Genomic DNA, 23,065 nt, shown 5'->3' with positions numbered 1-23,065 from the left:
TCGACTTAAGTATGAAAGGTCTGAAAATTCACCTCGATTTAGATGCACTTTATACAGTTAACCTCGCGAAGTTCGCTCAAATTCAAAAAATAAATGCACAAAATACATTTAAGTACCACACCCCATCCCAATCACACGATACCTCAGTTAGTGAATACATGAATTTTTCATGCACGCATGTTTTTCAAGATAGCCAAGGTGGTTTTTAGGCTTTTGGCGGAAGCTCCTTGATATAATCAAGGGCATCATCCAGTTTTTGAACCGGTACGAGCTTCATCTTCGAGCCGATCTTCTCGGCTTTGGCCTTCGCATCTTTATAATTCTCTTCCGGCACAAAAAATATTTCCGCCTTCTCCCGGTCCGAAGCCACGATTTTAAACTGCACTCCGCCGATGGGGCCTACGGTCCCATCCTCGGCGATCGTCCCTGTTCCGGCAATCCGGTAGCCCTTGCTCAAGTCCCCAGGTGTAAGCTGGTTATAAATTTCCAACGTAAACATGAGCCCGGCAGAAGGGCCCCCGATTTGAGTATTCGCAAAGTTTACTTCTTTGCTCTTATCCGTCGGCTCAACTTTGCGGACTTCTCCGACGCTGACTCCTAGCCCCGCTTTATGAACACCGTCTGCGGTCGTGATTTGCACGAGCTCCACCTGCTCATCCACGGTTTTCCCATTACGCTCCAGTTGGACCGGAACGGTGTCCCCTGGTTTGTTATCTTTTAAGAGTGCGCTCAATTCCTCAAAACGGGTTACCGGCTGCCCGTTCACCTTTCTAATAATATCGCCGGAATGAAAATCTCCTTTAGGCTTGTTTTCCTTGGATATGCCCACGATAAAAACATATTCCGAGACAACGTTATATTTCACGCCGGCTTTGTGATAGGCCGCCATAATTGCACTGGATTGGGAGCTGCTCATATAGTAATGCTGCTGTGTTTCGTATTCTTCATCGTCGCGGTCCGGCTCCTTTCGGACGAGCTCCGCGTTCTTGTTGAAGCGATATGTGGCCAGCATCCATACATTAGCATAGCTGACGGACACCGTTGTCAGCATAAAAGTCCCCTTCTCCTCATGGTCCCCCGCCTTAATGCTTACCATCGGTTTGATCTCTTCCGCTGTCCCTGGCTGATTGATCATATACGGCGTGTTCATGTATACGACAACATAAATGATTACGGCGAGCGTTAATAAATAGGCTGCCGTTTTGATAGTTTTAGATTTCGTTTGTCTCATCTTGCTCTCCTCCCTTCCAATAAGGCAATGGACTGTAATCCACCGGCAACAAACATTAAGCAAGATTCCAGTAGTCTGTGAACCACGCCTTTCGCATAGCATGTACTATGTATGCTTTGAAACCTTTGTAACATCTACATATGAAGAAGGTGAATACTTATGAACCGCATTAACCTTGCTGCTGAAAACAAAAGTAGATTTTCCACGGCTGTTACCGGACTTCTCGCTGTCCTGCTCGTCATTTGTGTCGTCTATGACCCCAGCGAGGCCTTTAAAGCCTCAGGCCAAGGGCTCACCATCTGGTGGAGGGTCGTTTTTCCGGCTTTACTGCCTTTTGTCGTACTTTCACAAATGCTGATAGCTGGCGGATTCGCTCATGGACTTGGCTTCTTACTTGAACCTTTTACTCGCAGATTGCTCGGCCTTCCCGGTACTTTCGGCTGGTTGCTGCCGCTGGGGATGACCGCCGGTTTCCCTGCAGCCGCCGAAGCCGCAGCCACGTTATACAAACAAGGTAGAATCTCTGCGCATGAAGCAGAAAGAATCACCGGCGCGTCCCACTATTGCAGTCCTATGCTCATAGTAGTTGTCATTGGAGCGGGCTTTTTGGGCCGGCCTGAGCTAGGCTTACTACTTCTCGGCATCCACTGGGCAGCTGGAATCGCAGCTGGATTTACCATGCACGTCTTTACTCCCTCACATGCGACAAAAGAGCAAGCAGACGCAGTTGTCCTCACCGGGCCTAACCATTCTAGGCTTCGCGTAGCCATCAGGCATATGGAACGAGCCCGACAAGAGGACGGGAGGAGCTTTGGAAAGCTCTTAGGAGACTCGGTTACCACTGGTGTTCAGACCTTAATGATTATCGGCGGATATATGCTTATTTTTGCGGTCATCATCCATGTCATCCTTCAAGCCCTGCCGGGTCAAATCATTCCTGTTGTAGTAAAGAATTTGCTTGAAGTACACCTTGGTACATATGCGATGTCTCAAACTTCATCCTTGGCGATTCCTCCGGTAATTCTGGCGGCTATGCTCAGCGCCTCGCTCGGATGGAGCGGTTTATGCGCATATCTACAGGTCCGGGCCGTCTTAGGTCCAGCGGGCATTCGTGAGCGGTCTTTTCTAGTCAACCGTCTGCTTCATGGAGCCTACGCTTATATCATTACACTTCTCTCATGGAAACCGCTAAGCACGTGGCTGCCCGGCTCACTTCCCGCTTACGCCGAGAACAAAGGCTACGCTTTATGGAGCGACACCCCAACGGCTTGGCTGCCGAATTGGAGCCTTGCTATCGGGGTGATGGAATGGCAATTCTGGATGCTTGGATTGCTTACTTTAGGTATTTTAGCTATTGCTTATGTGTGGCGTCGCAGCAGTGAGCATTAATCTCCACTCGGTTTATCGGGAAATTTTTTACGCATCGCACGATCCACTTCCGGAGGAACTAGATCGCTTACATCCCCGTGGAAGCTGGCGATTTCCTTCACCACACTGGAGCTTAAATAGGAGTATTTCGGATTGGTCATCATAAAAATCGTCTCTACTTCACTATTTAGCTTATGATTCGTAGAAGCGAGCTGAAGCTCATATTCAAAATCTGTCACTGAGCGGATTCCCCGCACAATGACATGCGCCTGCTTGTAGTCCATATAGTTCACCAGCAGGTCTCGGAAGCTATCAACCTCAACATTTGGCAAATGAGCAGTAACCTCTGCAAGGAGCAGCTTCCGTTCCTCAACCGTAAATAAAGGCTTCTTGCTTAAATTGTTAAGCACCGCAACAATCAGCTTGTCAAATTGACGTGATGCCCGCTGAATGATATCCATATGACCCTTTGTTACCGGATCAAAGCTGCCGGGATAGACTGCAATTCGCGGCGAATTCCGCCGTTCATTCATGCTGTAATTCCTCCTATCTTTGCCCGTTCTAAACCGAGCCTGACTCTTGATCGTAAACGTAGATCGATACGGTCGTCTCGCCGTATTCCGCTTTACGCAGTTGTGTAAAACTCCCGAAACGATCGGGATAAATGTAGGAGGACTCGTATTCCAGTACGACCGTTGCCTGCCGCCTTAGCAGCTTCAGCTCGTCCATCTGCTTCATGAGCGCGTCCCCAATCTTTAACCGGTAGGGCGGATCGAGAAACACCAGATCGAAGGCTGCCTCCCGTTTGGAAAGTGCCTTAAGCGCTCGCTCGGCATCATTTTTATACACCTCGGCCTGATCCTCCAAGCCGGCTGCTTTAAGATTGCTACGGACCGTCTCGATGCTTTTGTACTCCTTATCAATAAATACAGCCTTGTCCATACCGCGACTGAGCGCCTCTATTCCTAAGCCTCCTGTGCCTGCAAATAAATCCAGCACGGCACCGCCGTCAAAGTATGGGCCAATGATGCTGAAGATCGCTTCCTTGACCTTGTCGGTCGTCGGCCTTGTTCCCATCCCTGGGACAGCCTTCAACGTTCTTCCCCGGGCACTGCCCGAAATGACTCTCATGAATGTTCACACCCTTATATATGCCTGAAAATTCCACGTCGATATCGTACCACAATACCGCCAGGAATGAAAAACGAAAAACTTCATAACATTTTTTCGGTTTCATGTATAAATCCGGTAGGCCCGGACAAACTTGAAATATCGACATCACCAAATGTCGTAGACAACCGCGGAGAAGACTTACGTTTCCCCATAAGCTCTTCGTCCGGTTTCTCCTCTCCCATGATGGGCGTCCCGCGAGGGGCGCCCGGACAAAAGCCTTTGTAGCAAGCATTTTCTACGAGGGCTTTTGTCTTTTTTTATTTGTGGACGGAGTTTGTGGACGGAGAATGTGCTTATTATTCATAGCTCTACCAAGCTTTCACTTCGCAATGATGAGCAGTGTAGCGGCATAGGAAAAAAGAAAATCCGATGCGTCGGCACCGGATCGATTTACTTGATTCTTTTCAGTTCAGCTTCCTGCTGGATGGAGCGCGTAGAGAGAAGTTCAATGATTCTATGCTGATTTTCCAAAATTGATTCGACATTGATTAAGCGGTCATTTGTTTCTAGCACTGCGCGTTTAATCAGGTGTTGATCTTCCTTAATCTCTTGAATATCTAGTTTTATTGCCTGCTGCTCTGTTCTTAGCTCATGTAACTGCTCATTAACCGGCTTGAGCTCTTCACGCATCACTGACTGCAGTAGTACCTTTAGCTCACTATTCATAGTACCGCTCCTTCAAGCTTTATGAAGATATTGTATCAGAGGCTACCCTTTAATTCTACTTTGTTTCAATGGCAAATGAAGTATATATCATGGCCAGCGTGCAAAAACGCGAAGAAAACTCTTTGCCCTCTGTAATTGATGTCGGCTCTCGCGCCGATGGCATGGGCCTCTACGACAACAATTTTAACCCTACTGCGGACCCAAGAATCATGGAAATAAACAGAAGTCTTTTCCACTCCTTCGGTTCGCCATATAGGAACATCCCTGTCAACGTTGAACCTACTGTACCAATGCCCGTCCAGACCCCGTAAACCGTGCCCATCGGCAGCGTCCGCATCGCATACGAAAGGAGCCACAGGCTAATGCAGAAGGATATGATCATGTAAAAAGCCCCATCCCACTTCTTAAGCGCAAGGCGCTTCATCCCAATAACTCCTACAACCTCCAGGCATCCGGCGATAAAAACAGCTATCCAAGCCATTATGCCTCACCTTTACTTTCTGCCTGCTCGCCCGTTACCAGTTTCAGGCCGATGACTCCGCTCAGCAGGATAACGATTAATACGATTTTGATGAAACTAAACGGCTCCCCAAAAATGATTATTTCAATAAGCACAGTTCCTGCCGTACCAATACCGGTAAATACGGCATACACCGTCCCTACCGGAAGGTGCTTTGAAGCATTTGTAAGCACAACAAAGCTAATTATGATGGCTAGAAGGGTGATCCCCCATTCGAGAATAGAACTTGAGTGCTTAAGTCCCGTTACCCAAATAACCTCGAGTATTCCCGCAGCTATAACGCTTAACCAATGACGATTCATGGTCTGTTCTCCTTTATCTTGTCAGCCATACAATGAATGCCGCTCCAGTAAATTGGAAAAGCCGCCTCTACCCGCTTCCTGAAACGGTGATTTCCAGCAAACAGGAGCTCAACAAGAACGCCGTCTACCATTGTCACATAAGCCAGGGCTGCTTCCTCAATCTCTATGCCGGCAAACTCACCTTGCTTTTGATGGTATTTCATGAGTTTGATCAATTGCCGATGGAGCCCGTCAATAAAGGAGTTAGCAAGAGTCATCACCTCGTCCATTAATGCAGCTGGCGGAAAAAATGAAACCCTAAGCAAAAACTTCGTGGTGTAAGAGTTATTGAAACCTTCCTCAATCATGGTAAAAAAGCCCTCTAATTTCTCCTTCAAAGGCTTGACCTGGGCCATTTTGAAATACGACAATACTTTTCTTCTTTCCAGTTGGAAAACATACCTTACAGCCGTCAAAAACAAATCGTTTTTCCCTTTGTAATGGGAATAAATCGTTGGCTTCTTTATGCCCACTTCTTCAGCAATTTTGCTCAGGGAGGCCCCTTCATATCCGTAGCTCGCAAAATGGGAAAGAGCAACATCACGTATTTTAGTCTGACTCAAGTCCTTCACCTCCCTACCGATCGGTCGTTAGTCAATATTATCACACAACCTCATACCTCTGTCAAACCGGTCGATGGCTATTGCCCAAGATGTTATCCAGATATATTTACTTTAGCTTAATGCGTATCTGTTCCGCTGAAATCCTGTCTAATGCAGGAGCACTAAACATCGTCACGCTTTGCGAATTTTTTCCATTCTGTAGCTCAAAAGACAATTCCCGCTGGGGTCAAGCCCAAGAGAATTGTTCTAGTTTATTGTCAAAATAGACCGGCTCATTGCTCATGGTGAATCTTTTTGCCTCCACATAACGAATTCCGAGTGATCCTGATGTCAATAAACTAATGAGATTAGCATCATTATTGTAATTTATAGGCTATTTTTAGGGGCCGCACTTACCTGCCTAAAAATGCATATCACCGCCTTCCACGGGCAACCTAACTGTGGCTAAATAACCACCAAATTATCAGAGGAGGAATCCAATTTATGTACACCAACGTCAGTCAGCAAATCCGTGAAATTGAGCAAACGATGCGCCAATTAGAACAACAAACACGTCAAGCAACCGCCATGTATCAGCAAATGCTGGAGCAAGAGCAGCGCAACGCTACTCAGCTTGAAGAATTGGCACAGCGCGAACGCAGAGCCGCACAAACGATCCAAACGGCCTTACAAGGTCATCAAACTTCAATGCAGCAATACCAACGTGTTATTCAATTGGCCGGTCAAGTCGAAAGTGGCATGCATTCAATGAATGTAGGCACAGGCTTCGGGCAAACTGGGATTGGCCACAGCACCTATGGAGGTCAAACCTACGGTCAATCGGGTTACAGCCAAGGAAGCATTGGAACAGCGGGGATAGGCACATCAATTCCTGGTTCGTCCAGCATAGGCTCCTCAATATCCGGTATGTCCGGCATGGGTCCATCAATAACTGGATTGTCCGGCGCGGGCTCATCGATTCCCGGATCGATCAGAATGAGTGCATCTAACGTTGGATCTGCAGGTTCCACTTCTTTCGGACATTCTATTCCAGGTGGTCCAACTCGCAGTTACCAATAACATTTTTAAAACATGTCGCCATAAATTTGCCGGGGCTGTCCATATTTGGGCAGTCTCTTTTTATCGTTAAGCAGTATAGATTCCTCCGCTGTTATTATCGGTCCCTTATACCCATGTGGTATAATTGGTAATAATATGATTTGGTGGAGGACGACATGAAGCTACTCCTATTCTTTTTATTGACCTGGTTGACGGGAAATCCGTTCCTGGCACTTTTGGTGCTGCTGGTCATCATTTATTTTTTGGACCGTCGTTATGTCGGAGTGTTTCCCAGCTTTATGAAACCTTTCCGTCGTTCTCGGAATATTGCTCGGCTCCGGCAACAGCTCGCCGTCAACCATTTTGATGTTTCCGCCAAGCGTGAACTGGCGCGGCTGCTGCTTGAGCGCAAGCGTTACCGCGAAGCTTATGACCTGCTTCAGGAGGCGAAGCCATCCTCGGAATCTTCTGCTGAATTTTGGGACGACTTAGGAACCGCCTCATTAGGTTTGGGCCATCTAGAGGAAGGAGAAGAGCAGATTCTGCGGGCGCTTCAAATTAATGATCGGGTGAAATATGGACAGCCTTATCTTCATCTTGCCTCGGCTTTAAAGGACAAAGAACCGGAAAAAGCACTTGACTATGCCGCGAGGTTCCGGGAAATTCAATCCTCTTCGAGCGAAGCCTATTATTTGCTTGGCACGCTGTATCATTCGCTAGGAAGCAAGGAGGAAGCAAGAAAGGCTTTTGACGAATCGATTGCCGTATACCGTACGTTACCTAAATACAAGAAACGGCAGGAACGTAAGTGGGCACTTCGCAGCTATGTCAAAAGAATGGTCCTATAGTAGACTAGCATGCAGTACAAAAAACGCCGTGCTCCTTCCACCTAAGGGTGAAGAAAGCACGGCGTTTTTTGTTATCGTTTTTAACTTAAAAATTTACGCATTGTAGGAAGATGAGCTGTCGCTGGAGCTTCCCATCCGTCTATGAAACGGCCACCAGTTCGCCTGACCGAACATTTTAACCATAACCGGAATCAGGAATGGCAGAACGAGAACAGCATACAGCGCCAATCCGAAAAGGACGAGCGTAGCGATTTGGAGCATGGACAGCACTCCTGACGGATACATGGAGGCCATCGTTCCGCCGAGAATAACGGCGGCCGACAGAATGACCGTTCCCATATTGCGCATGGAATGCAGGATAGCATCGCCGACATCCCATTCCTTGTTTTCATTGAAACGATCCATCAAGAAGATGCTGTAATCGACACCCAGAGCAACGAGCATGACAAACCCGAAGAATGGAGTTGCCCAGCTTATGCCGGAGTACCCGAAGATGTCCACAAATACCCACTCGGTGAACCCGATTGAGGTATAGTACGTCAATATCAGGGAGCCGATAATATAGATTGGCATTACGATCGAGCGGAACAATATCACCAGGATGATGAAAATACCAGCCAACATCAAAATGACCGTTCGCGTATAGTCGTTACCAGATATCGTTTTTAGATCATTAAACGTGCTTGATACGCCGCCAACGGCGATATCCGCATTTTCAAGCTTCGTGCCTTTGACGGCCTTTTGTGCAACGGTTTGGACCGTGCCTATACTATCAATCGCTTGATGGCCATACGGATTGCTGGAAAATACAACTTCCAGCTTCATCACTTTACGATCCGGAGACAGGTACGTATCGAACACTTGCTTGATCTGGTCGTTCTCAAGCGCCTGCTGCGGAACATACCAGCCATCCAGGCCGTTATTCGTTTCGCCGACCTCGTTTAAATATTCCTGAGCGCTACCAAGACCGCCGGAAACTTTGGACAAACCGTCGACGCTTTGGTCGAGACCATCAGTCAATTGAGTGATTTGACCGGAAAATTGGTTGAATCCGCCCTGAATTTGCTTCTGTCCGTTTTCGATTTGTGCTAGCCCGGTTACGACATCCGGAATTTTTCCTGCAATTTTTCCCTGGCCGTCGGCAGCTTGATTTAGTCCGCCTTCCAGTTTTGAAAGGCCTTGAATGACTTGATTCAGACCGCCGGCAAGCTGTTTACTTCCTGCAGCTGCTTGGGCATAACCTGCATTAGCCTGTTTCAAACCACCATCAACTTTTCCAAGCTGCTCTTCTACCTGCTTCAGTCCGGTCGTCATTTGGGACATCCCTTTACCGGTCTCTGTCACCGTACCCTTGATTGTCAAATAGTCCTGGTCAGTGGTCAGTCCAGGGAATTTCCCTTCCAAACTTGCAAACCGTGCGTTGAGCGCGGTAAGGCCTTGCGAAGCCGTGTCCATCGACTGACGAATCTCCGTAATTCCTCCCCCTAACGACGAGATGCCTTGACCGAGCTGCTGGTAAGTTTTAAGCAGTTGTTCGTGTGCACTCGCAAGAGTCTCGGCGCTTTTTTGCGCCTGCTGCAAGCCCTTCTTCAGCTCGCCAGCTCCCTTCGACCCGTCGCGGATGCCTTTCTCAATCGCGGTTAATCCTCCGGACAGCTGGCTAATGCCATCTTTCAGCTTCCCGGTGCCCTCAGCGAGCTTGCCGGTGCTGTCGGCAGCTTGCTTCAGCTTTGGCGTATTCGCCGTGAGCGACTGGCTTGCTTCGTTCAAACCGTTTTTGATTTTGGTCAAGCCTTCATTGCCTTCGCCAAGACCTTTTCCGACCGTTTTCACTTGGTTGTTTAACTCAAAATCTTTAAGCACCTCACCGGTCGGACGACTTATTCCTCTTACGCTGGCTACCCCGTCTATCTTCGTAACCTCACGGCTGATTTTTTCAGCCAGCGCCATATAATCAGCATTGTCCATGCGTTCATCGTTTTTGATGACAACCGTGGATGGGAGCGACTCGCCCGGTTCAAAGCTGTCGGAGATGATGTTATACCCCTTGACGGACTCATACTGGTCACCAATTTCCTCCATGCTGTTGAAGGAGACGTTGCCACTGTAGGAGATCAGAAATGGTACAGTGACAGCCGCTACGATCAGAAGCGCTGCCCAAGGACGTTTCAGCGAAAAGGAACCGATAGCCCCCCAGAAGCGATTTTCTTTATGCTCCAAGGAGCTGCGCAATGGCCAGAACAGCTTCGTGCCGAGCACTGCCATAAAGAACGGAACGATGGTTACGAGCGCCAGCAGCATAACCGCAATGCCTACGGCAACCGCAACGGCAGAGCGGTACAGCATAAATTGCGACAAGCCGATTGTCGAGAATCCGACAAGGACGGCCAGGCCGGAGAAGAATACCGTTTTTCCAGCCGTACGGTAGGTGCGAACAATAGCCTCCCACTGGTCATCCGTATGCTGCAGTTCTTCCTTAAACCGACTGATCAGCAAAATGCAGTAGTCGGTCCCGATCCCAAACATGACCGCAACCATAAAGATCTGCGTGTAGGTCGAAATCGGAAAATTCACCGTGTCCACCAGGAAGGCTACAACCGACTGGGAAACTAGATAACTAATACCGACTGTCAGCAGCGGAATGAACGGTGCCACCATAGACCGGAATACCACGAACAGGATCAGCAAAATGAAAATTATCGTAAAGTATTCCGATTTCTGTAATCCTTGCTCGGAGCTGACCACCATATCTTCATTAATTTGCTTTTGCCCTGTCAAGTAGTGCTTGACCGGAACGGATTCAAGCTCTTGATGAATGCTTTTTTCGATATCCTTCAACGACTGCTCCTTATCCGTGACGGATAAAGACGTTAGAATCGTCTTGCCGTCCTTGGAGATCATCTTCTCCTTGGCGGCCGGCGTTTCAAACGGATCCGTGATCGATACAATCCCAAACTTCGCCATTTTCCCTCGCAAAGACGAGATGGCCTGCTCAACCTCTTTTGTCTTTGCATCGTTAATCCCTTGATCATCATGAAAAACGAGAGCAATCTGTGTCTCTTTAGCTCCCCCTTTCATATCAGCCACTTCCGACAAAATTGCGGAAGCTTCGGAGGAGGAATAGCCCTGCGGAACAGCAATTTCACCCTTTTGCCGCACCAAATCTCCCATCGATGGTGCCGTAATCATCAGTATGGCCGCTAAAGCGATCCATAACAGCAAGATTCCCCATCTTGCCTTCAGTATGAATCTCATTTTTCTGAACTCCCTTCCCCGATCAGTCTGGCTAGTTTTTCGAAAGCACTGATAAAGCCTTCGATCTCCTCCGCCTCAAAATGCACCATATAAGTAGACACGGTATGCATGATCTTTTGCTGGGCTTTGCGATAATTGGATTCTCCATGCTCCGTCAACGATAAATAGACGACACGACGGTCATCCTCATCCCGGGTACGCTGCAGTATCCCTTTATCAACCAGTCTTGTGATCATGGCTGTAATCGAGCTTTTGCCGACAGCAAACACATCGGCCAATTCCGTTGAAGTACAACGCTCATGTCTGGATATGTAGTCCAGCACTTGAAACTGATCCATGGTGATATCGTCTTGAATCCCTTCCTGTATTTCTGCATGCATCCGCTTCGTCACCACAAAATAAGCCTCCATGTAACGCTCGATCAACCGTTTCGACTCATGATCCACCCCCAAACTCCTCCTTAAACTCGTCCATATTGTTTTACTATGAAATAGTTCGACAATGAAACTATAGGCCATTGTACCTGGAAAGTCAAATCCTCAATAATTTGAAAAAAAGCGAGCGCAGGCGTTGAGAAATATCCTCCACCTGCACTCGCTTCAACAACGATTATTAGATTATTACTCTTCCGATTCTTCTTCCTGAACCAGATAAACGCAGCGAAAACGTTCCTCGCCGCTGGATTCATCGGTAACCCCCGTAATCTGAAACCCGATATTGCGAAAAAATTGCGCACCATCTCCATCTGTAACTGCGAGAATCATTTCCGGATTGGTTTGACCCAGGGCTTCCAAAACTAAATCACGCCCGTACCCTTGCATACGACACTCCGGATGAATGATAAGATGAACAATTTCAAGCACACGAGACGAATCGATTTTATAGCCAACTAACCCGATTAATTCCCCTTCATTTTCATATGCGTACATTTCCGCTGAATTCTCCGTCTTATACATGCGAATCGCATCTTCAAGCGCTTCGGGCTCGTACAAAACATATTCCAGCAGTTCCCGAATACCTGGATCCTCTATCTGAGAAGTTACTCTTTTGAACATGATGCCTCTTTCACCTCAGTACGTCCGTCTTCGTATCCTACAATCACCGTGCTTGCGATATTCACGAATAAGCCATGGTCAACTATGCCTGTGATCGCCTTGAGCTCCTCATTAAGCTTAGCGGGGTTATCAATTTTACCAAAGGCAGCATCAACAATGTAGTTGCCGTTGTCGGTAACATATTTCCCCCCCTCCCGCATCCGTTGTTCAAAAGGAACGGGGTACCTAGCTTCCAATTGTCTTAGCGTCCACTCATAGCAGAATGGTACTACCTCGATCGGCAGCTTGAACTTTCCAAGGTGAGGTACCATTTTGCTGCTGTCAGCGATTACGACAAACCGACTGCTGTTTATCGCCACCAGCTTTTCACGAAGCAGCGCCCCGCCGCCGCCTTTTATCAACGCCATTTGCGGGTCGACCTCATCAGCCCCATCAATAGCGATGTCCAAATGGCCTACCTCAGCCGCCTTTACCAGCGGAATTTGATATTTCACTGCAAGCTCCTCCGAAGCATTAGAGGTTGCGATAGCTCGAATGCGTAATCCCTTTTCCACCATTTCGCCGATTCTCTCAATGGCATAATAAGCGGTCGATCCCGTTCCGAGCCCGACCGTCATTCCGTCCTTAACCAGCTCTGCAGCACGGTAACCCGCAGCTTGTTTTGCATTCATAAGACTTGACCCCTCCAGACATGATTGCGACTTATTTAGCCATAATTGAGCGTGATATGTACATAACATGATAACTGTGATTTTCAGCTTTTATCATACCAAAAAAGCTAACATATTAGAACAGCGAGTACTCGGTCAACCTTTAGTACTCGCTGCTCTTTTTTTACATATTCTCTTATGATTAATCAAATTAGCCCTGGTGTAGAGGACGGGGAGTTTTAACCGTTTTTGAGCCTTTGCCCTTGTCCGGCTCCGGTTTGACCATGAATAACAGCAGCATAACGGCTACAAATGAAACTCCCGCAAACACAAAAAATAACGTCATATGTCCAGCCTTAACCAGAAGCGAAACGACCGGCGGACCTGCAGATACTCCGATAAAGCGCATACTGCTATAGATCGAAGTAATCGTGCCCCGCATTTCTTTATCGATCCCTTCGGTAATTAGCGCATCCGAGCTAGGAAGCACAATACCGATCCCTGCTCCGCACACGATGAGACAGCCAATCACAAAGTATATGTTATTAAAAAAACCGATACCAAATAAAGCAGCTGTTGCCAATACTAGACCGGCCACACCGCACCATTTCATTAGGCTTTTGTTTTTCCCAATCCTTTTGCCGGTCAAGTAAGAAGCCAGGCAGAGTGCTGCCAATGGAATGGCTAATACCAATCCCTTGATAACTCCGTTCAAACCATGTTTCACCTCAAGCTGCTCCGATAAGTAAAATAGGACACCAAACAACAGGAACATGCATATGCAGCCAATGGCAAATATTGCACTGAGCCAGCGTCCCTTTTGCTTGAGGACGTGTTTGATATCACGAATGAACTCTCTCAGCGGTTTACCTTCCGTCCTTTGCTTGGGAGCCTTAACCAAAAAAATAACTAGCAGCAACGAGATCAAGCACAACACGGGAATCGACAGCAGTGGAATGTACCAAATCCATGCGCCGAGTAGTGCACCAAGAATCGGGCTGAGCACTTTTCCAAATGTATTGGACGTTTCAATGACTCCTAGATTATGGCTAACTTCCTCCTCGTTATCATACAAATCACCAACGAGCGGCAGCACGATGGGAAAAGCGCCTGCAGCTCCGATGCCCTGAAGGAATCGGCCGCCGAGAATAAGCCAATATACGGTTATCCCCTCCGTAAACCAGTCGGCCACCCCGGAAATAGCACCACCGACACCGGCTATGATTAGACTAGGAACGATGATTGCCTTTCTCCCAAATTTATCCGAAAGATACCCGGCAACAGGAATTAACAAAATGGCTACTACCGCGTAAACCGTGATTAACATACTCACTTGAAAAGACGATACTCGCAGCTCTCGAGCGATCTGCGGCAGTATCGGGATAAGCATGGAATTTCCCAGCGTCATAATAAGCGGTATGGATGCTAAGGCAACCAATACGCCCTTTTTGTTGACCTTCATACCAATGGCCACCCTTCATGAAGGCGTTACTACATGCCTCATTAGTTTGGGCCGCCGGGGCAAAATTATTCCGCTTGGGAATTAGGTGTTAATCGCTCATACAGTTCACCCAAACCGTCGTTTACCGCCGATTATAGGTACTAGGTGATGCCTCTGAGATAAAGCGGCTCGGTTCCCCTAATGAATAGACGAACAACAAATGCATCGCTCTTGTACACGCCGTGTAGAATAGTTTGCGTTCAGCTTCCCGAGTGTATTTCTGATTTGAGCCGTCATGGATCAAAACGGCATCAAATTCGACGCCTTTAGCTAAATAAGCCGGGATGACATGGACCCCTTTTTCAAAAGACAAAGTCGTTTTTTTGATTAACTTTACCGGAAGTTCAGCCTTTAGCCGATTATAGGCATCGAGACTTTCCGCCGCTGTCTTGCAAATAATTGCTACGGACTCGAATCCTTCCGACATCAGCTTTTTAGTCGTTTCGCAAAGGGTTAATTCAAGTGTTTCAATGTTCGAAAAAACACGAACCTCAGGCTTTTCGCCTGGACGGTTAAACGGAACTATGCTCTCTCCTCCGGGTATCATCTCCCGGGTAAATTCTACGATTTCCCGAGTGGAGCGGTAGCTCTGCTCTAGGGTAATGAGTTCACTCTCCGCTTCCCCGTACAAATCGCTCAGCACCGAGGACTGCTGGAGTACGGATGCATGAGCATAGATCGCCTGGTTTAAATCACCCAGCGCGGTCATTTTCGCCCGCGGAAATAGCCGTTTCAAGAAAAATAACTGGAATGGAGAATAGTCCTGCGCTTCATCGATGATGACATGTCTTATCGACGAATTGGACCGAAAACCGAGCACGAGCTCTTTTAAGTACAGAAATGGGGTAATATCTTCGTAATACAGCTCACCCTGTCTGACCTTCTGCAGGGTATGTAGACATATGTCCTCCCAACGCTCCGGCAATTTCCCGGGATTGATTTCCACCATAATTTCCGTGTTGTAGAACAGCTGGGAGTACAGCTTTGTCACATCTACAAATCGCAGAGACTTCACCCATTTGCGAAGTGGCTTTAAGCGATCGCTAACCACCATTTTGGCAAGGATCGTCTTCTCTTCATCGTAATCGTTGAACGAATCGTTCTTTCCTTGCCCCCTGCGCATGCGCTGATATGCTCGCTGATAATCTTCAACATCCAACAACTGAATTTGCTCCTCAACCCACGGTTCGTTAAGCTCCCCCTTGCCAAAGGCCGCTATTTCTTTCAGCAGCCACTCCTTAAGAAGCTCGCAGCGGTTGGCGAGCCGAATCGCCGGATCGAATGCATAAAATTGGTTGTAAATGGCCTCCGCACTGACTACTTCCCGTCCTTGGAATCGCACCGGTTTGAAATTCATCGCTTTTTTCTCAAGCAGCTCTTTATAGCGAATTATCGCCTCGAGAAACAAAGCGGAGGATTTATACCGAATACCATGAATTCTGGCTTGGTAATCTTCGTCTTCCTTCGCGGACAGAACGTATTCAATTTGAACAAACGGATCTTCCAGTTGGAACTCACGTCCAAGCCGATGCTCAAGATACTCTTGGAACGTCGTTTGCTGCATATTTTCTTCCCCAAGCTCAGGGAGTACTGTTGAAACGTAGCTGTTAAACATCGGGTTTGGAGAGAAAAGAATCATCTGGTCTGCCTGAAGTACTTCGCGATGCTTGTAAAGCAAATAGGCGACTCGCTGTAAAGCTGCTGATGTTTTCCCGCTCCCGGCTGCGCCTTGAACGATAAGCATCCGACTGCGATCATTTCGGATAATTCGATTTTGCTCGCGTTGAATTGTAGCCACAATGCTTTTCATTTGGGCGTCGGAGCTGCGGCTCAGCACCTGCTGAAGCAGTTCATCTCCAATCGTCATCCCGGTGTCAAACATCAGCTTGATTTCACGGCCACGGATCACAAATTGCCGTTTCAGCGACATCGTGCCGGTAATTGTCCCGGAAGGCGTTTCATAGGTAGCTGGACCAGGTACGCTGTCGTAATAAAGGTTGGAGATCGGAGCTCTCCAGTCGTAAACCAGAAAGGATTCGTCTCCTTCTTCCAGAAGAGAAGCAATGCCCAAATAGATTGATTCCTCTGGCTCCCCGTCTTCTGCAAAGTCGATCCTTCCGAAGTATGGCGACTGCTTTAAACGCTTCATTTTGCCGAGGGCAGCCGATGCGTGCAAATGGCTTCTCTCACGTTCCGAGAGCACCTGAGATTGCTGCCGCAAACTGGTTGACGTTTCTCCGACGTCGTCTGCTTCGCTGAAGTTCACCGTTACCTCATCCCAAAAATCCTTCCGCATGGAAACAACGTCACCACGAACCGAGCCGACCTCCTGCTCGAGTCTGCGAATTGTGGAATCAATTTGAACTGAAACATATTCCACACGACGCTGTTCATCTTGCCAAGCTTGATCCGTATTATCCAATTCAATCGCTCCCTTGAACCTTCGATTTAATTTCACCTTTCTTATGCCGAAACCACTGATTCACTCCCCGGAAGAGGTGCCAGAAATCGAGGAGGAGACAGAATGGTCTGCAAGTCGGTTTAACCTTTCTAACTGATAGCCGTATTCATAAATTTCCGCCGAGACAATCGATAGCCGCAGTACACCGGTACGCTCTTCAGCATACCGGTCCAGCATCCGCCGCAGAAACTCATCATTTTCCTGTTCAAACTGCATGGCCTCTACATAATTTGGCTTCAGCTTATCATCAAACTTCAGCATAATGTGCTCGTGAAATTTAGTTAATTTCTCTAAGTGCTGATCAAATTCCTGATTCAGCTCCGGTGAACGGACCGCCTGGAAGTAATGCTGATCAACCGCATCCAGCGCTTCATAGCCTTTACGCAGCGCCTCAAGCATCTGCTTGTAAAGCACAAGCTGCCGATGATCGCTAAACTTAGGCGCCTTCAGTTTCTTTTCTTCTTCTTCCATCATTTTGTATTTATCAGTGAGTGAGACGATCGTATCCTCCAGTTCCCTTTTCCCCTGACGAAAAACCGTCTCCTTGATTTCATCAGAAACCGCCGTCCGCAGCAGAAGTGATAGCTGATCGAAGGTTTGACGAATTTGCTGCTCATATTGTACTCGTGGCTTAGGTGGAAAAACTAGGATATTGATGATAAATGCCGAGAGAATCCCAATCAAACTAAGCAAAAATCGGTTCAGGGCAAACTCCCATTGTCCGGAAGCCTCCATGACTGCAACTACAGTGACAAGCGTGATACCGATCGTATCCCCCATTTTCAACTTTAGACAGATCATGATCACGAGAATACAGACCAACCCTACAGCGATCGGCTCATTGGAAAATAACATCCCGCCCAACATTGCCAGTACAGCCCCCAGTGTATTGGTTTGGAGCTGTTCGACCAGATAACGCCAAGAGCGGTATATCGTCGGCTGCAATGCGAAGATGGCTGCAACCGCAGCGATGACAGGCGACGGCAGCTTGAGCCACAATGATATATACAGTGCCAGCGTAACCGCTAGTCCGGTTTTAAGCATCCTCGGGCCAAAAGTCACAAACATTCCCTCCCACGATCAAAAGCACATTTTTCTAGTTTAAGCTCATTTTCAAGAAATAAATAACTGCTTATTAGTTAACATGCGAAATTTTGGTCAAAACTGGTGATGACAAGGATTCTAAAAATGATGAACAAATGAGGTGACCCTATTCATGTCCAAACTAAAAGCTTTTGCCTTTCACGCAACGCTATCTGTCCTGCTAGCCATGAGCTTGCTTCCCACGGCAGGAACAGCAGCAGCTGAAGCTGTCCGCTTCATGGAGCCGCATGAGCCGCTCCCTCAAGATACTGCACCTAACAATGCCAATAATAACGCAGCTACAGAAAAATCGAAGCCACATTGCAACAACCAGGGTTTTCGCGGTGGACATATCGTCAAGGATACGGCTGACTTGCTAGGAATGGACCCAAAAACACTGCTCGCTCAATTGCATCAAGGGAAAACCCTGCTGCAAATCACTCAAGACCGTAAAGGCTGGAGTGAAGCCGAATACATTCAAAAATTGACGGTAACCATTTATCGCAACATCGATAAAGCTATAGCTGCAGGCAAGCTTGATCAGAATAAGGCTGCAAAAATTAAAGCCGGCCTTCCGGAAAAATTAAGCCGAGTCATCAAACGTCCCTGGAAACAGCACCCACCTGGTTATCCAACGAATGATTACCACAACAATCAAGTTCAATGGCATCCAATCTCTCAGTGACCTCACAAAACTTAGCAAAAAAATACAAAACCGCTGGAAGCAAATTCTCCAGCGGTTATTATTATCTCCAATTTTCATTGCTGCGGCAACTTTCGTTTAAAGAGGCTTATTCTTTTTCAGCTCTTGTGGACTTTAACGCAGCATTACTTAACAGCTTCGGATGTTTTCCTACCGGCACCTCCAAAATATCCAGCAGGAACATGAAAATAGGAACGCCGACAATCAAGCCCCATACACCCAAAAAATGTTCCGCAACAAGCAGAATGAGGAAGGTGTAAAAAATAGGCAAATGAGTCTTGTTGGACATGAACTTCGGATTCAAGAAATAAGTTTCAAGTGCATGGACCAAAGCGATCATGATCAGCACATAAACGATTTTGATGAGTCCGCCGATCTTAAATGCAATCGCGCAAAGCGGAATAAGCGAGATGATCACACCCATGACCGGTATGAGACCAAGCAGGAATATCATAATGCCAAGTGCCACTAGATTGTCGAACCCGAAAATCCATAAGAAGACGGTGGAAACCAAGGAATTGATCAAGGCGATCAGAAACTGTACTTCAATAACTTTTCCGAAAGAATGAACGAATTTCTTGCCGAAGTACTCCAGTTCCTTGAATAAACCGCCAGCACGACTATCTCTAAAATTAACCGTAAAATTCTTGACCTTTTCTTTCTCCAGGAGGAAGAACAAACTGAGCACAATCGCAATAAACAGGTTAAGACTCCATTTTCCGATATCAGTTATCGTATTTAATACAAAATTAAAGCCATTGCCAATATACTTGGACAAATCAATGCCCTTTAGAGATTCAACAATGTAGTTCATAATCGGATTGTCCGGAAGCACGGGCGGGTTGTCGTAAAAGGAAATAACCTGATTCACCAAATCGGTAAGTTCCGCTATAACAACCGGTAAATAGTAATAGATCGCCATTCCAAGAAGTACAATGATCAGGGCATAAATTAGGATAAGTGTAACCATCCGATTTAGTTTGACGACTTTATCGACATACCGAGCTATAAAATTGTGCAGACGGTTAATCAAGTATGTCAGAATAAAAGTGATGAGGACCATATTGAGCATGCTTCGGGAAAAATAGAGCACCAGCACAACAAACAACAGCGCTAGTATCCGGCGAAATCCCGCCATCTGAAACAGTTCCTTGAAAAACGTCATTATTTACAACCTGCTCCCTTATTTAAAACTGAAATTTTCAAAAAGACCTATGCGTTTATCTTAAGCGAGCCCACCTCACTTTGCAAATGAAAAAAACGCATTTTGTTTCATTTTATTTTTTTCACTATTGCCAATTCAGCGATACCGGAATATAATGCTAATCAACAAACCGACGATGACGGAGAAAAGTAAGTGGAAAACGTCCTGCCAGGGACGGTGGTGCCGTAGACTGAGAGCACACCGAGGATCGTTCCGCTGAAGTTCGCTCCTGAGTTGACTCTTGAACGGCAGATTCCTATAGCCTATTAGGGAGATCCGGCAGCACACCGTTATCTGTGTATAGAGCTGAGAAACAACAAAGTTGTCTAACGAGGGTGGTACCGCGGAAATATTTCCGTCCCTCGAAGGACAGCTTTTTTTGTTTAGACCAACTTTTATCTAGGGAATCCGGAAACCTAGACGTTCGATTCAGCATAACAACACTAAGGAGTGATCGATATGAGTGAACAATTGAATCTGCTGCGGCAAAAGCTAGACGGCATTAACGAAGAGTTGCTTCGCCTACTCAACGAACGAGCGGTTGTTGCCCGTGAGATTGGTGAAATAAAGGAGAAGCAAGGTGTACCTAAATTTGATCCGGTTCGGGAGAGAGCGATGCTCGAAGAACTGACACGACGTAACCCTGGGCCTTTCAAAGATTCAGCCGTTAAGCATATCTTCAAGGAGATTTTTAAAGCCTCACTAAACCTTCAGGAAGAGGATCATGCCAAAAATCTGATCGTCAGCCGAAAAAATCAACCTGAGGATACGCTGATTGATGTCAAAGGAACCGTCATCGGTGGTAGCTCCCAGGTGATGATAGCTGGTCCATGCTCTGTGGAATCCTATGAACAGCTGCGAACAGTCGCTGCGGCACTCAAGGACGCAGGCATCAAAATTATGCGGGGCGGTGCTTTCAAGCCGCGTACCTCGCCTTATGATTTTCAGGGGCTTGGCATTGACGGGTTGAAAATGCTAAAAGAGGTTGCCTCTGAATTCGGGCTTGCCACGATCAGCGAAATTGTCCATCCAGATCACATAGATATTGCTGGACAATATATTGACATTATACAAATTGGAGCTAGAAATATGCAAAATTTCGAGCTTCTGAAGGCGGCCGGCCAAGCGTCGATACCGGTTCTTCTTAAACGGGGGATTTCGGCAACGCTTGAAGAGTTCGTGCATGCCGCCGAATATATTGCCGTCAGCGGTAACACCCAGGTAATGCTGATTGAGCGAGGAATTCGTACCTATGAGAAATGGACACGGAATACCTTGGATATTTCTGCAGTTCCTCTTTTGAAGCAGGAGACGCATTTGCCGGTTCTAGTCGATGTGAGCCATTCGACCGGTCGCAAGGATATTCTGCTCCCTTGTGCCAAAGCAGCCCTAGCTGCGGGTGCCGACGGCGTAATGGTCGAAGTACACCCCGATCCGCAAACCGCTTTGTCCGATGCGGCTCAGCAGCTTGATATACCACAGTTTCAGCAATTGTGGAACGGTATCCGGGAGTCTGGATTGTTTAAGGAATAACGAAGACAAGGCAACCATCCTATTTGAAGTTCACATTATAACTGTAAAAGCACGAGTATCGGGGAATGGCCATCCCTGCTTCTCGTGCTTTTTCACATTAGCTTTTATGGAAAGTATGGTCTTAAATTTCGAACTGTACTGGTTTTACACAAACCGGCTTAGACACATTATAGGTAAGGCCGGTAGATTTAAGCTTGCCTGATTCCTTGTCTACCTTGAATACCACGAGATTGTTCGAATCCCGGTTTGCAGTAATCAGGTGCTTACCATCCGGAGTTATTGCGAAATGTCTAGGGTGCTCGCCTTCACTAGAAACATGCTCTACATAGGTCAATTTACCGCTAGCCCCATCGATAGAAAACTGAACAATGCTGTCGTGCCCCCGGTTTGATCCGTATAAGAAGCGTCCGTCCCCGGATATGGCAATTTCTGCAGTAGTGTTCTCGCCTTCGAAGCCAGACGGTAGCGTCGATACTGTATCCAACAGCTCAAGACACCCTCCTTCCGGGTCGAATGAAAATGAGGAGATCGTGGAGTTCACTTCATTTATAGAATACAAATACCGACCATTCGGGTGAAAAGCCATATGCCGTGGGCCAGAGCCAGCCGGGGTATGAACCTCACTTTGGAGTGTTAATTTCCCGGCAGCCGAATCCAGCGCATAGACAATAATCTTATCTAGGCCAAGATCGGCTACCAGGGCAAATCGATTGTCCGGACTAAACAGCACCGAGTGCGGATGAGGTCGATCTTGTCTAGCAGGGTCGGCCCCATGGCCTTTATGCTGCTGTTCATTAATAAGCTGCCCAATAAGGCCATCCGCTTGAACTTGGACGAGGCCCACATTTCCGCCGTGGTAGCCTGACACAGCCACAAACCGATTTGCCCGATCCAGTTGGATATGTGAAGCCGAAGGTCTTATTGTAGTGCTGCGGTTCAATTCTTGAAGCAACCCTCTTGCGGAGTCAACAGCAAATGCGACAGCTTCCCCGATCCGCTCCCCCTCCGATTGAGTCTCAGAGATAGCGTACAAACGATGATTAATCTCATCTACACTGAGAAAAGTCGGGTTTTTCATCCCTCCAGCCTCATCCAGTCGCTGCATAGCTCCACTGGAAGGATCCATTTCATATAAATAAACTCCGGAATTTGCCGTTTCGGCGTAGGAGCCTACGAATACCGTTAAACGTTGATGCTTTTCTGTCAATTTTATGACCTCCTTGACCTAGCTAATTGATAACGATTCCTGTCCTTATTTTTCCGTACTTCTCCGAAAATGTCCAGTCTCCACCGAGTAGGATGTATATAGAATGAAACATAGACTTGTTAGTAGACATAATTTCAAGTCTATGTACTACCCAAAAAAACAAAAATATGTTATACTGTAAGCGCTTCCGAAAGCATCATCTGAAGGGGGTTTTGGAATGATGAATGTCGGGCTGGAGGAAAGAAATGTATATGAGGATCTAGATCCTCATGACACGTATTTCTTCAAGATTGGGATTCATGGACTGGTTTGCTTCCACGGTAGGAATTACAGCATTAAACAGAGATTATCCGCCGAACAAACCTCGAAACTGATCTCAGACTCTTCGTTTTACCGCATCAGCACCAACTGTTATGTCAACCTGTCGAAAGTATCCGACATTCGGGACAACGTTGTGTTGTTCCGGGACGAAAGACACGGTATTAAGACGATCAACGTTCCAAGACGAAATTTGGAGCAAATGAGACGTCTGGTTCCGTCGTACAGGATGACCGCCGGAGTCAACTGAACCGCCCGTTCCATGCTTTCTAAGAACGGCAAAGAAAAAGCAGCCTTGAGAGGTCTTTGTTAAAGACGCTGACGGGCTGCTTTTTCAATACGAATTT

23 protein-coding genes and 1 other annotated feature are annotated in these 23,065 nt (G+C 47.1%); of the genes, 6 read left to right on the top strand and 17 right to left on the bottom strand.

All coding sequences use genetic code 11. The annotated features are described in order from the left end of the window. Positions 1–205 precede the first annotated feature (205 nt). Positions 206–1,231 (bottom strand): SepM family pheromone-processing serine protease, encoded by a 1,026-nt coding sequence (locus ACFQ3W_RS17465; protein WP_379320526.1) that lies wholly within the window; start codon positions 1,229–1,231, stop codon positions 206–208. A gap of 159 nt (positions 1,232–1,390) precedes the next feature. Between ACFQ3W_RS17465 and ACFQ3W_RS17460 the strand changes: the two genes are divergently transcribed. Further along, positions 1,391–2,620 carry a nucleoside recognition domain-containing protein gene (locus ACFQ3W_RS17460; RefSeq protein ID WP_379320525.1) on the top strand — a complete coding sequence of 410 codons (1,230 nt, stop codon included), beginning with the start codon at positions 1,391–1,393 and terminating at the stop codon, positions 2,618–2,620. Here the strand turns inward: ACFQ3W_RS17460 and coaD are convergent. The 7 genes from coaD to ACFQ3W_RS17425 all read right to left on the bottom strand — a co-directional run bounded on the left by coaD (position 2,617) and on the right by ACFQ3W_RS17425 (position 5,862). Then, positions 2,617–3,132: a pantetheine-phosphate adenylyltransferase gene (gene coaD / locus ACFQ3W_RS17455; protein WP_379320524.1), complete on the bottom strand. Its 516-nt coding sequence runs from the start codon at positions 3,130–3,132 to the stop codon at positions 2,617–2,619. The genes ACFQ3W_RS17460 and coaD overlap by 4 nt on opposite strands. A 28-nt stretch (positions 3,133–3,160) precedes the next feature. After that, complete coding sequence (gene rsmD, locus ACFQ3W_RS17450; RefSeq protein ID WP_379320523.1) at positions 3,161–3,730, bottom strand: 16S rRNA (guanine(966)-N(2))-methyltransferase RsmD; 570 nt, start codon at positions 3,728–3,730, stop codon at positions 3,161–3,163. 83 nt (positions 3,731–3,813) lie between these two features. Then, positions 3,814–3,954, bottom strand: coding sequence for a hypothetical protein (locus tag ACFQ3W_RS17445; RefSeq protein WP_379320522.1), 141 nt, complete (start codon positions 3,952–3,954; stop codon positions 3,814–3,816). A 208-nt stretch (positions 3,955–4,162) separates the two neighbouring features. After that, on the bottom strand, positions 4,163–4,438 hold the full coding sequence (locus ACFQ3W_RS17440; RefSeq protein WP_379320521.1) for a hypothetical protein: 276 nt from the start codon (positions 4,436–4,438) through the stop codon (positions 4,163–4,165). A 169-nt stretch (positions 4,439–4,607) separates the two neighbouring features. Then, a complete protein-coding gene (locus ACFQ3W_RS17435; RefSeq protein WP_379320520.1) occupies positions 4,608–4,919 on the bottom strand; it encodes a DMT family transporter in 312 nt (103 codons plus the stop codon). Continuing rightward, on the bottom strand, positions 4,919–5,260 hold the full coding sequence (locus ACFQ3W_RS17430; protein ID WP_379320519.1) for a DMT family transporter: 342 nt from the start codon (positions 5,258–5,260) through the stop codon (positions 4,919–4,921). The genes ACFQ3W_RS17435 and ACFQ3W_RS17430 overlap by 1 nt, the downstream gene beginning before the upstream one ends. Then, positions 5,257–5,862: a TetR/AcrR family transcriptional regulator gene (locus ACFQ3W_RS17425; protein WP_379320518.1), complete on the bottom strand. Its 606-nt coding sequence runs from the start codon at positions 5,860–5,862 to the stop codon at positions 5,257–5,259. Before ACFQ3W_RS17425 ends, ACFQ3W_RS17430 begins: the two co-directional genes overlap by 4 nt. A gap of 483 nt (positions 5,863–6,345) precedes the next feature. Between ACFQ3W_RS17425 and ACFQ3W_RS17420 the strand changes: the two genes are divergently transcribed. Both ACFQ3W_RS17420 and ACFQ3W_RS17415 read left to right on the top strand, forming a co-directional pair. Beyond that, a complete protein-coding gene (locus ACFQ3W_RS17420; protein WP_379320517.1) occupies positions 6,346–6,921 on the top strand; it encodes a hypothetical protein in 576 nt (191 codons plus the stop codon). 155 nt (positions 6,922–7,076) lie between these two features. Further along, positions 7,077–7,748: a tetratricopeptide repeat protein gene (locus ACFQ3W_RS17415; protein WP_379320516.1), complete on the top strand. Its 672-nt coding sequence runs from the start codon at positions 7,077–7,079 to the stop codon at positions 7,746–7,748. Positions 7,749–7,841: 93 nt separating this feature from the next. Here ACFQ3W_RS17415 and ACFQ3W_RS17410 read toward each other — a convergent pair whose 3' ends face one another. The 7 genes from ACFQ3W_RS17410 to ACFQ3W_RS17380 form a co-directional block, all read right to left on the bottom strand. Beyond that, complete coding sequence (locus ACFQ3W_RS17410; RefSeq protein WP_379320515.1) at positions 7,842–11,003, bottom strand: MMPL family transporter; 3,162 nt, start codon at positions 11,001–11,003, stop codon at positions 7,842–7,844. Next, positions 11,000–11,449, bottom strand: a complete 450-nt coding sequence (locus ACFQ3W_RS17405; RefSeq protein WP_379320514.1) for a MarR family winged helix-turn-helix transcriptional regulator — start codon at positions 11,447–11,449, stop codon at positions 11,000–11,002. Before ACFQ3W_RS17405 ends, ACFQ3W_RS17410 begins: the two co-directional genes overlap by 4 nt. A 174-nt stretch (positions 11,450–11,623) precedes the next feature. Continuing rightward, a complete protein-coding gene (locus ACFQ3W_RS17400) occupies positions 11,624–12,058 on the bottom strand; it encodes a GNAT family N-acetyltransferase (protein WP_379320513.1) in 435 nt (144 codons plus the stop codon). Next, on the bottom strand, positions 12,043–12,729 hold the full coding sequence (rpiA, locus tag ACFQ3W_RS17395; protein ID WP_379320512.1) for a ribose-5-phosphate isomerase RpiA: 687 nt from the start codon (positions 12,727–12,729) through the stop codon (positions 12,043–12,045). The genes ACFQ3W_RS17400 and rpiA overlap by 16 nt, the downstream gene beginning before the upstream one ends. A gap of 190 nt (positions 12,730–12,919) precedes the next feature. Continuing rightward, a complete protein-coding gene (locus ACFQ3W_RS17390) occupies positions 12,920–14,170 on the bottom strand; it encodes an MFS transporter (protein ID WP_379320511.1) in 1,251 nt (416 codons plus the stop codon). 121 nt (positions 14,171–14,291) lie between these two features. Further along, positions 14,292–16,631, bottom strand: a complete 2,340-nt coding sequence (gene helD, locus ACFQ3W_RS17385) for an RNA polymerase recycling motor HelD (protein WP_379320510.1) — start codon at positions 16,629–16,631, stop codon at positions 14,292–14,294. A gap of 60 nt (positions 16,632–16,691) precedes the next feature. Further along, positions 16,692–17,732, bottom strand: a complete 1,041-nt coding sequence (locus ACFQ3W_RS17380) for an FUSC family protein (protein ID WP_379320509.1) — start codon at positions 17,730–17,732, stop codon at positions 16,692–16,694. A 154-nt stretch (positions 17,733–17,886) separates the two neighbouring features. On the opposite strand from ACFQ3W_RS17380, the gene ACFQ3W_RS17375 reads away from it, so the two are divergent. After that, positions 17,887–18,438 (top strand): hypothetical protein, encoded by a 552-nt coding sequence (locus ACFQ3W_RS17375; RefSeq protein WP_379320508.1) that lies wholly within the window; start codon positions 17,887–17,889, stop codon positions 18,436–18,438. A 106-nt stretch (positions 18,439–18,544) separates the two neighbouring features. Here the strand turns inward: ACFQ3W_RS17375 and ACFQ3W_RS17370 are convergent, their stop codons facing one another. Next, entirely contained in the window at positions 18,545–19,621 is a 1,077-nt protein-coding gene (locus ACFQ3W_RS17370; protein WP_379320507.1) for an AI-2E family transporter, read from the bottom strand. 166 nt (positions 19,622–19,787) lie between these two features. Then, positions 19,788–20,026: a binding site (T-box leader), on the top strand. Between the two features lie 93 nt (positions 20,027–20,119). Between ACFQ3W_RS17370 and ACFQ3W_RS17365 the strand changes: the two genes are divergently transcribed. Then, the gene (locus tag ACFQ3W_RS17365; RefSeq protein ID WP_379320506.1) at positions 20,120–21,193 is read left to right on the top strand and encodes a bifunctional 3-deoxy-7-phosphoheptulonate synthase/chorismate mutase; all 1,074 of its coding nucleotides are present in this window, start codon (positions 20,120–20,122) and stop codon (positions 21,191–21,193) included. Between the two features lie 121 nt (positions 21,194–21,314). Here the strand turns inward: ACFQ3W_RS17365 and ACFQ3W_RS17360 are convergent, their stop codons facing one another. Then, positions 21,315–22,400: a lactonase family protein gene (locus ACFQ3W_RS17360; RefSeq protein WP_379320505.1), complete on the bottom strand. Its 1,086-nt coding sequence runs from the start codon at positions 22,398–22,400 to the stop codon at positions 21,315–21,317. 217 nt (positions 22,401–22,617) lie between these two features. On the opposite strand from ACFQ3W_RS17360, the gene ACFQ3W_RS17355 reads away from it, so the two are divergent. Next, positions 22,618–22,968, top strand: a complete 351-nt coding sequence (locus ACFQ3W_RS17355; protein WP_379320504.1) for a LytTR family transcriptional regulator DNA-binding domain-containing protein — start codon at positions 22,618–22,620, stop codon at positions 22,966–22,968. Positions 22,969–23,065: the final 97 nt, after the last annotated feature.

Origin of the sequence: Paenibacillus puldeungensis, assembly GCF_042678945.1 — a bacterium.
GTDB lineage: Bacteria > Bacillota > Bacilli > Paenibacillales > Paenibacillaceae > Fontibacillus > Fontibacillus puldeungensis.
Note: the sequence above shows the minus strand (reverse complement) of the source record. Positions and strands in the feature narration are given on the sequence as shown.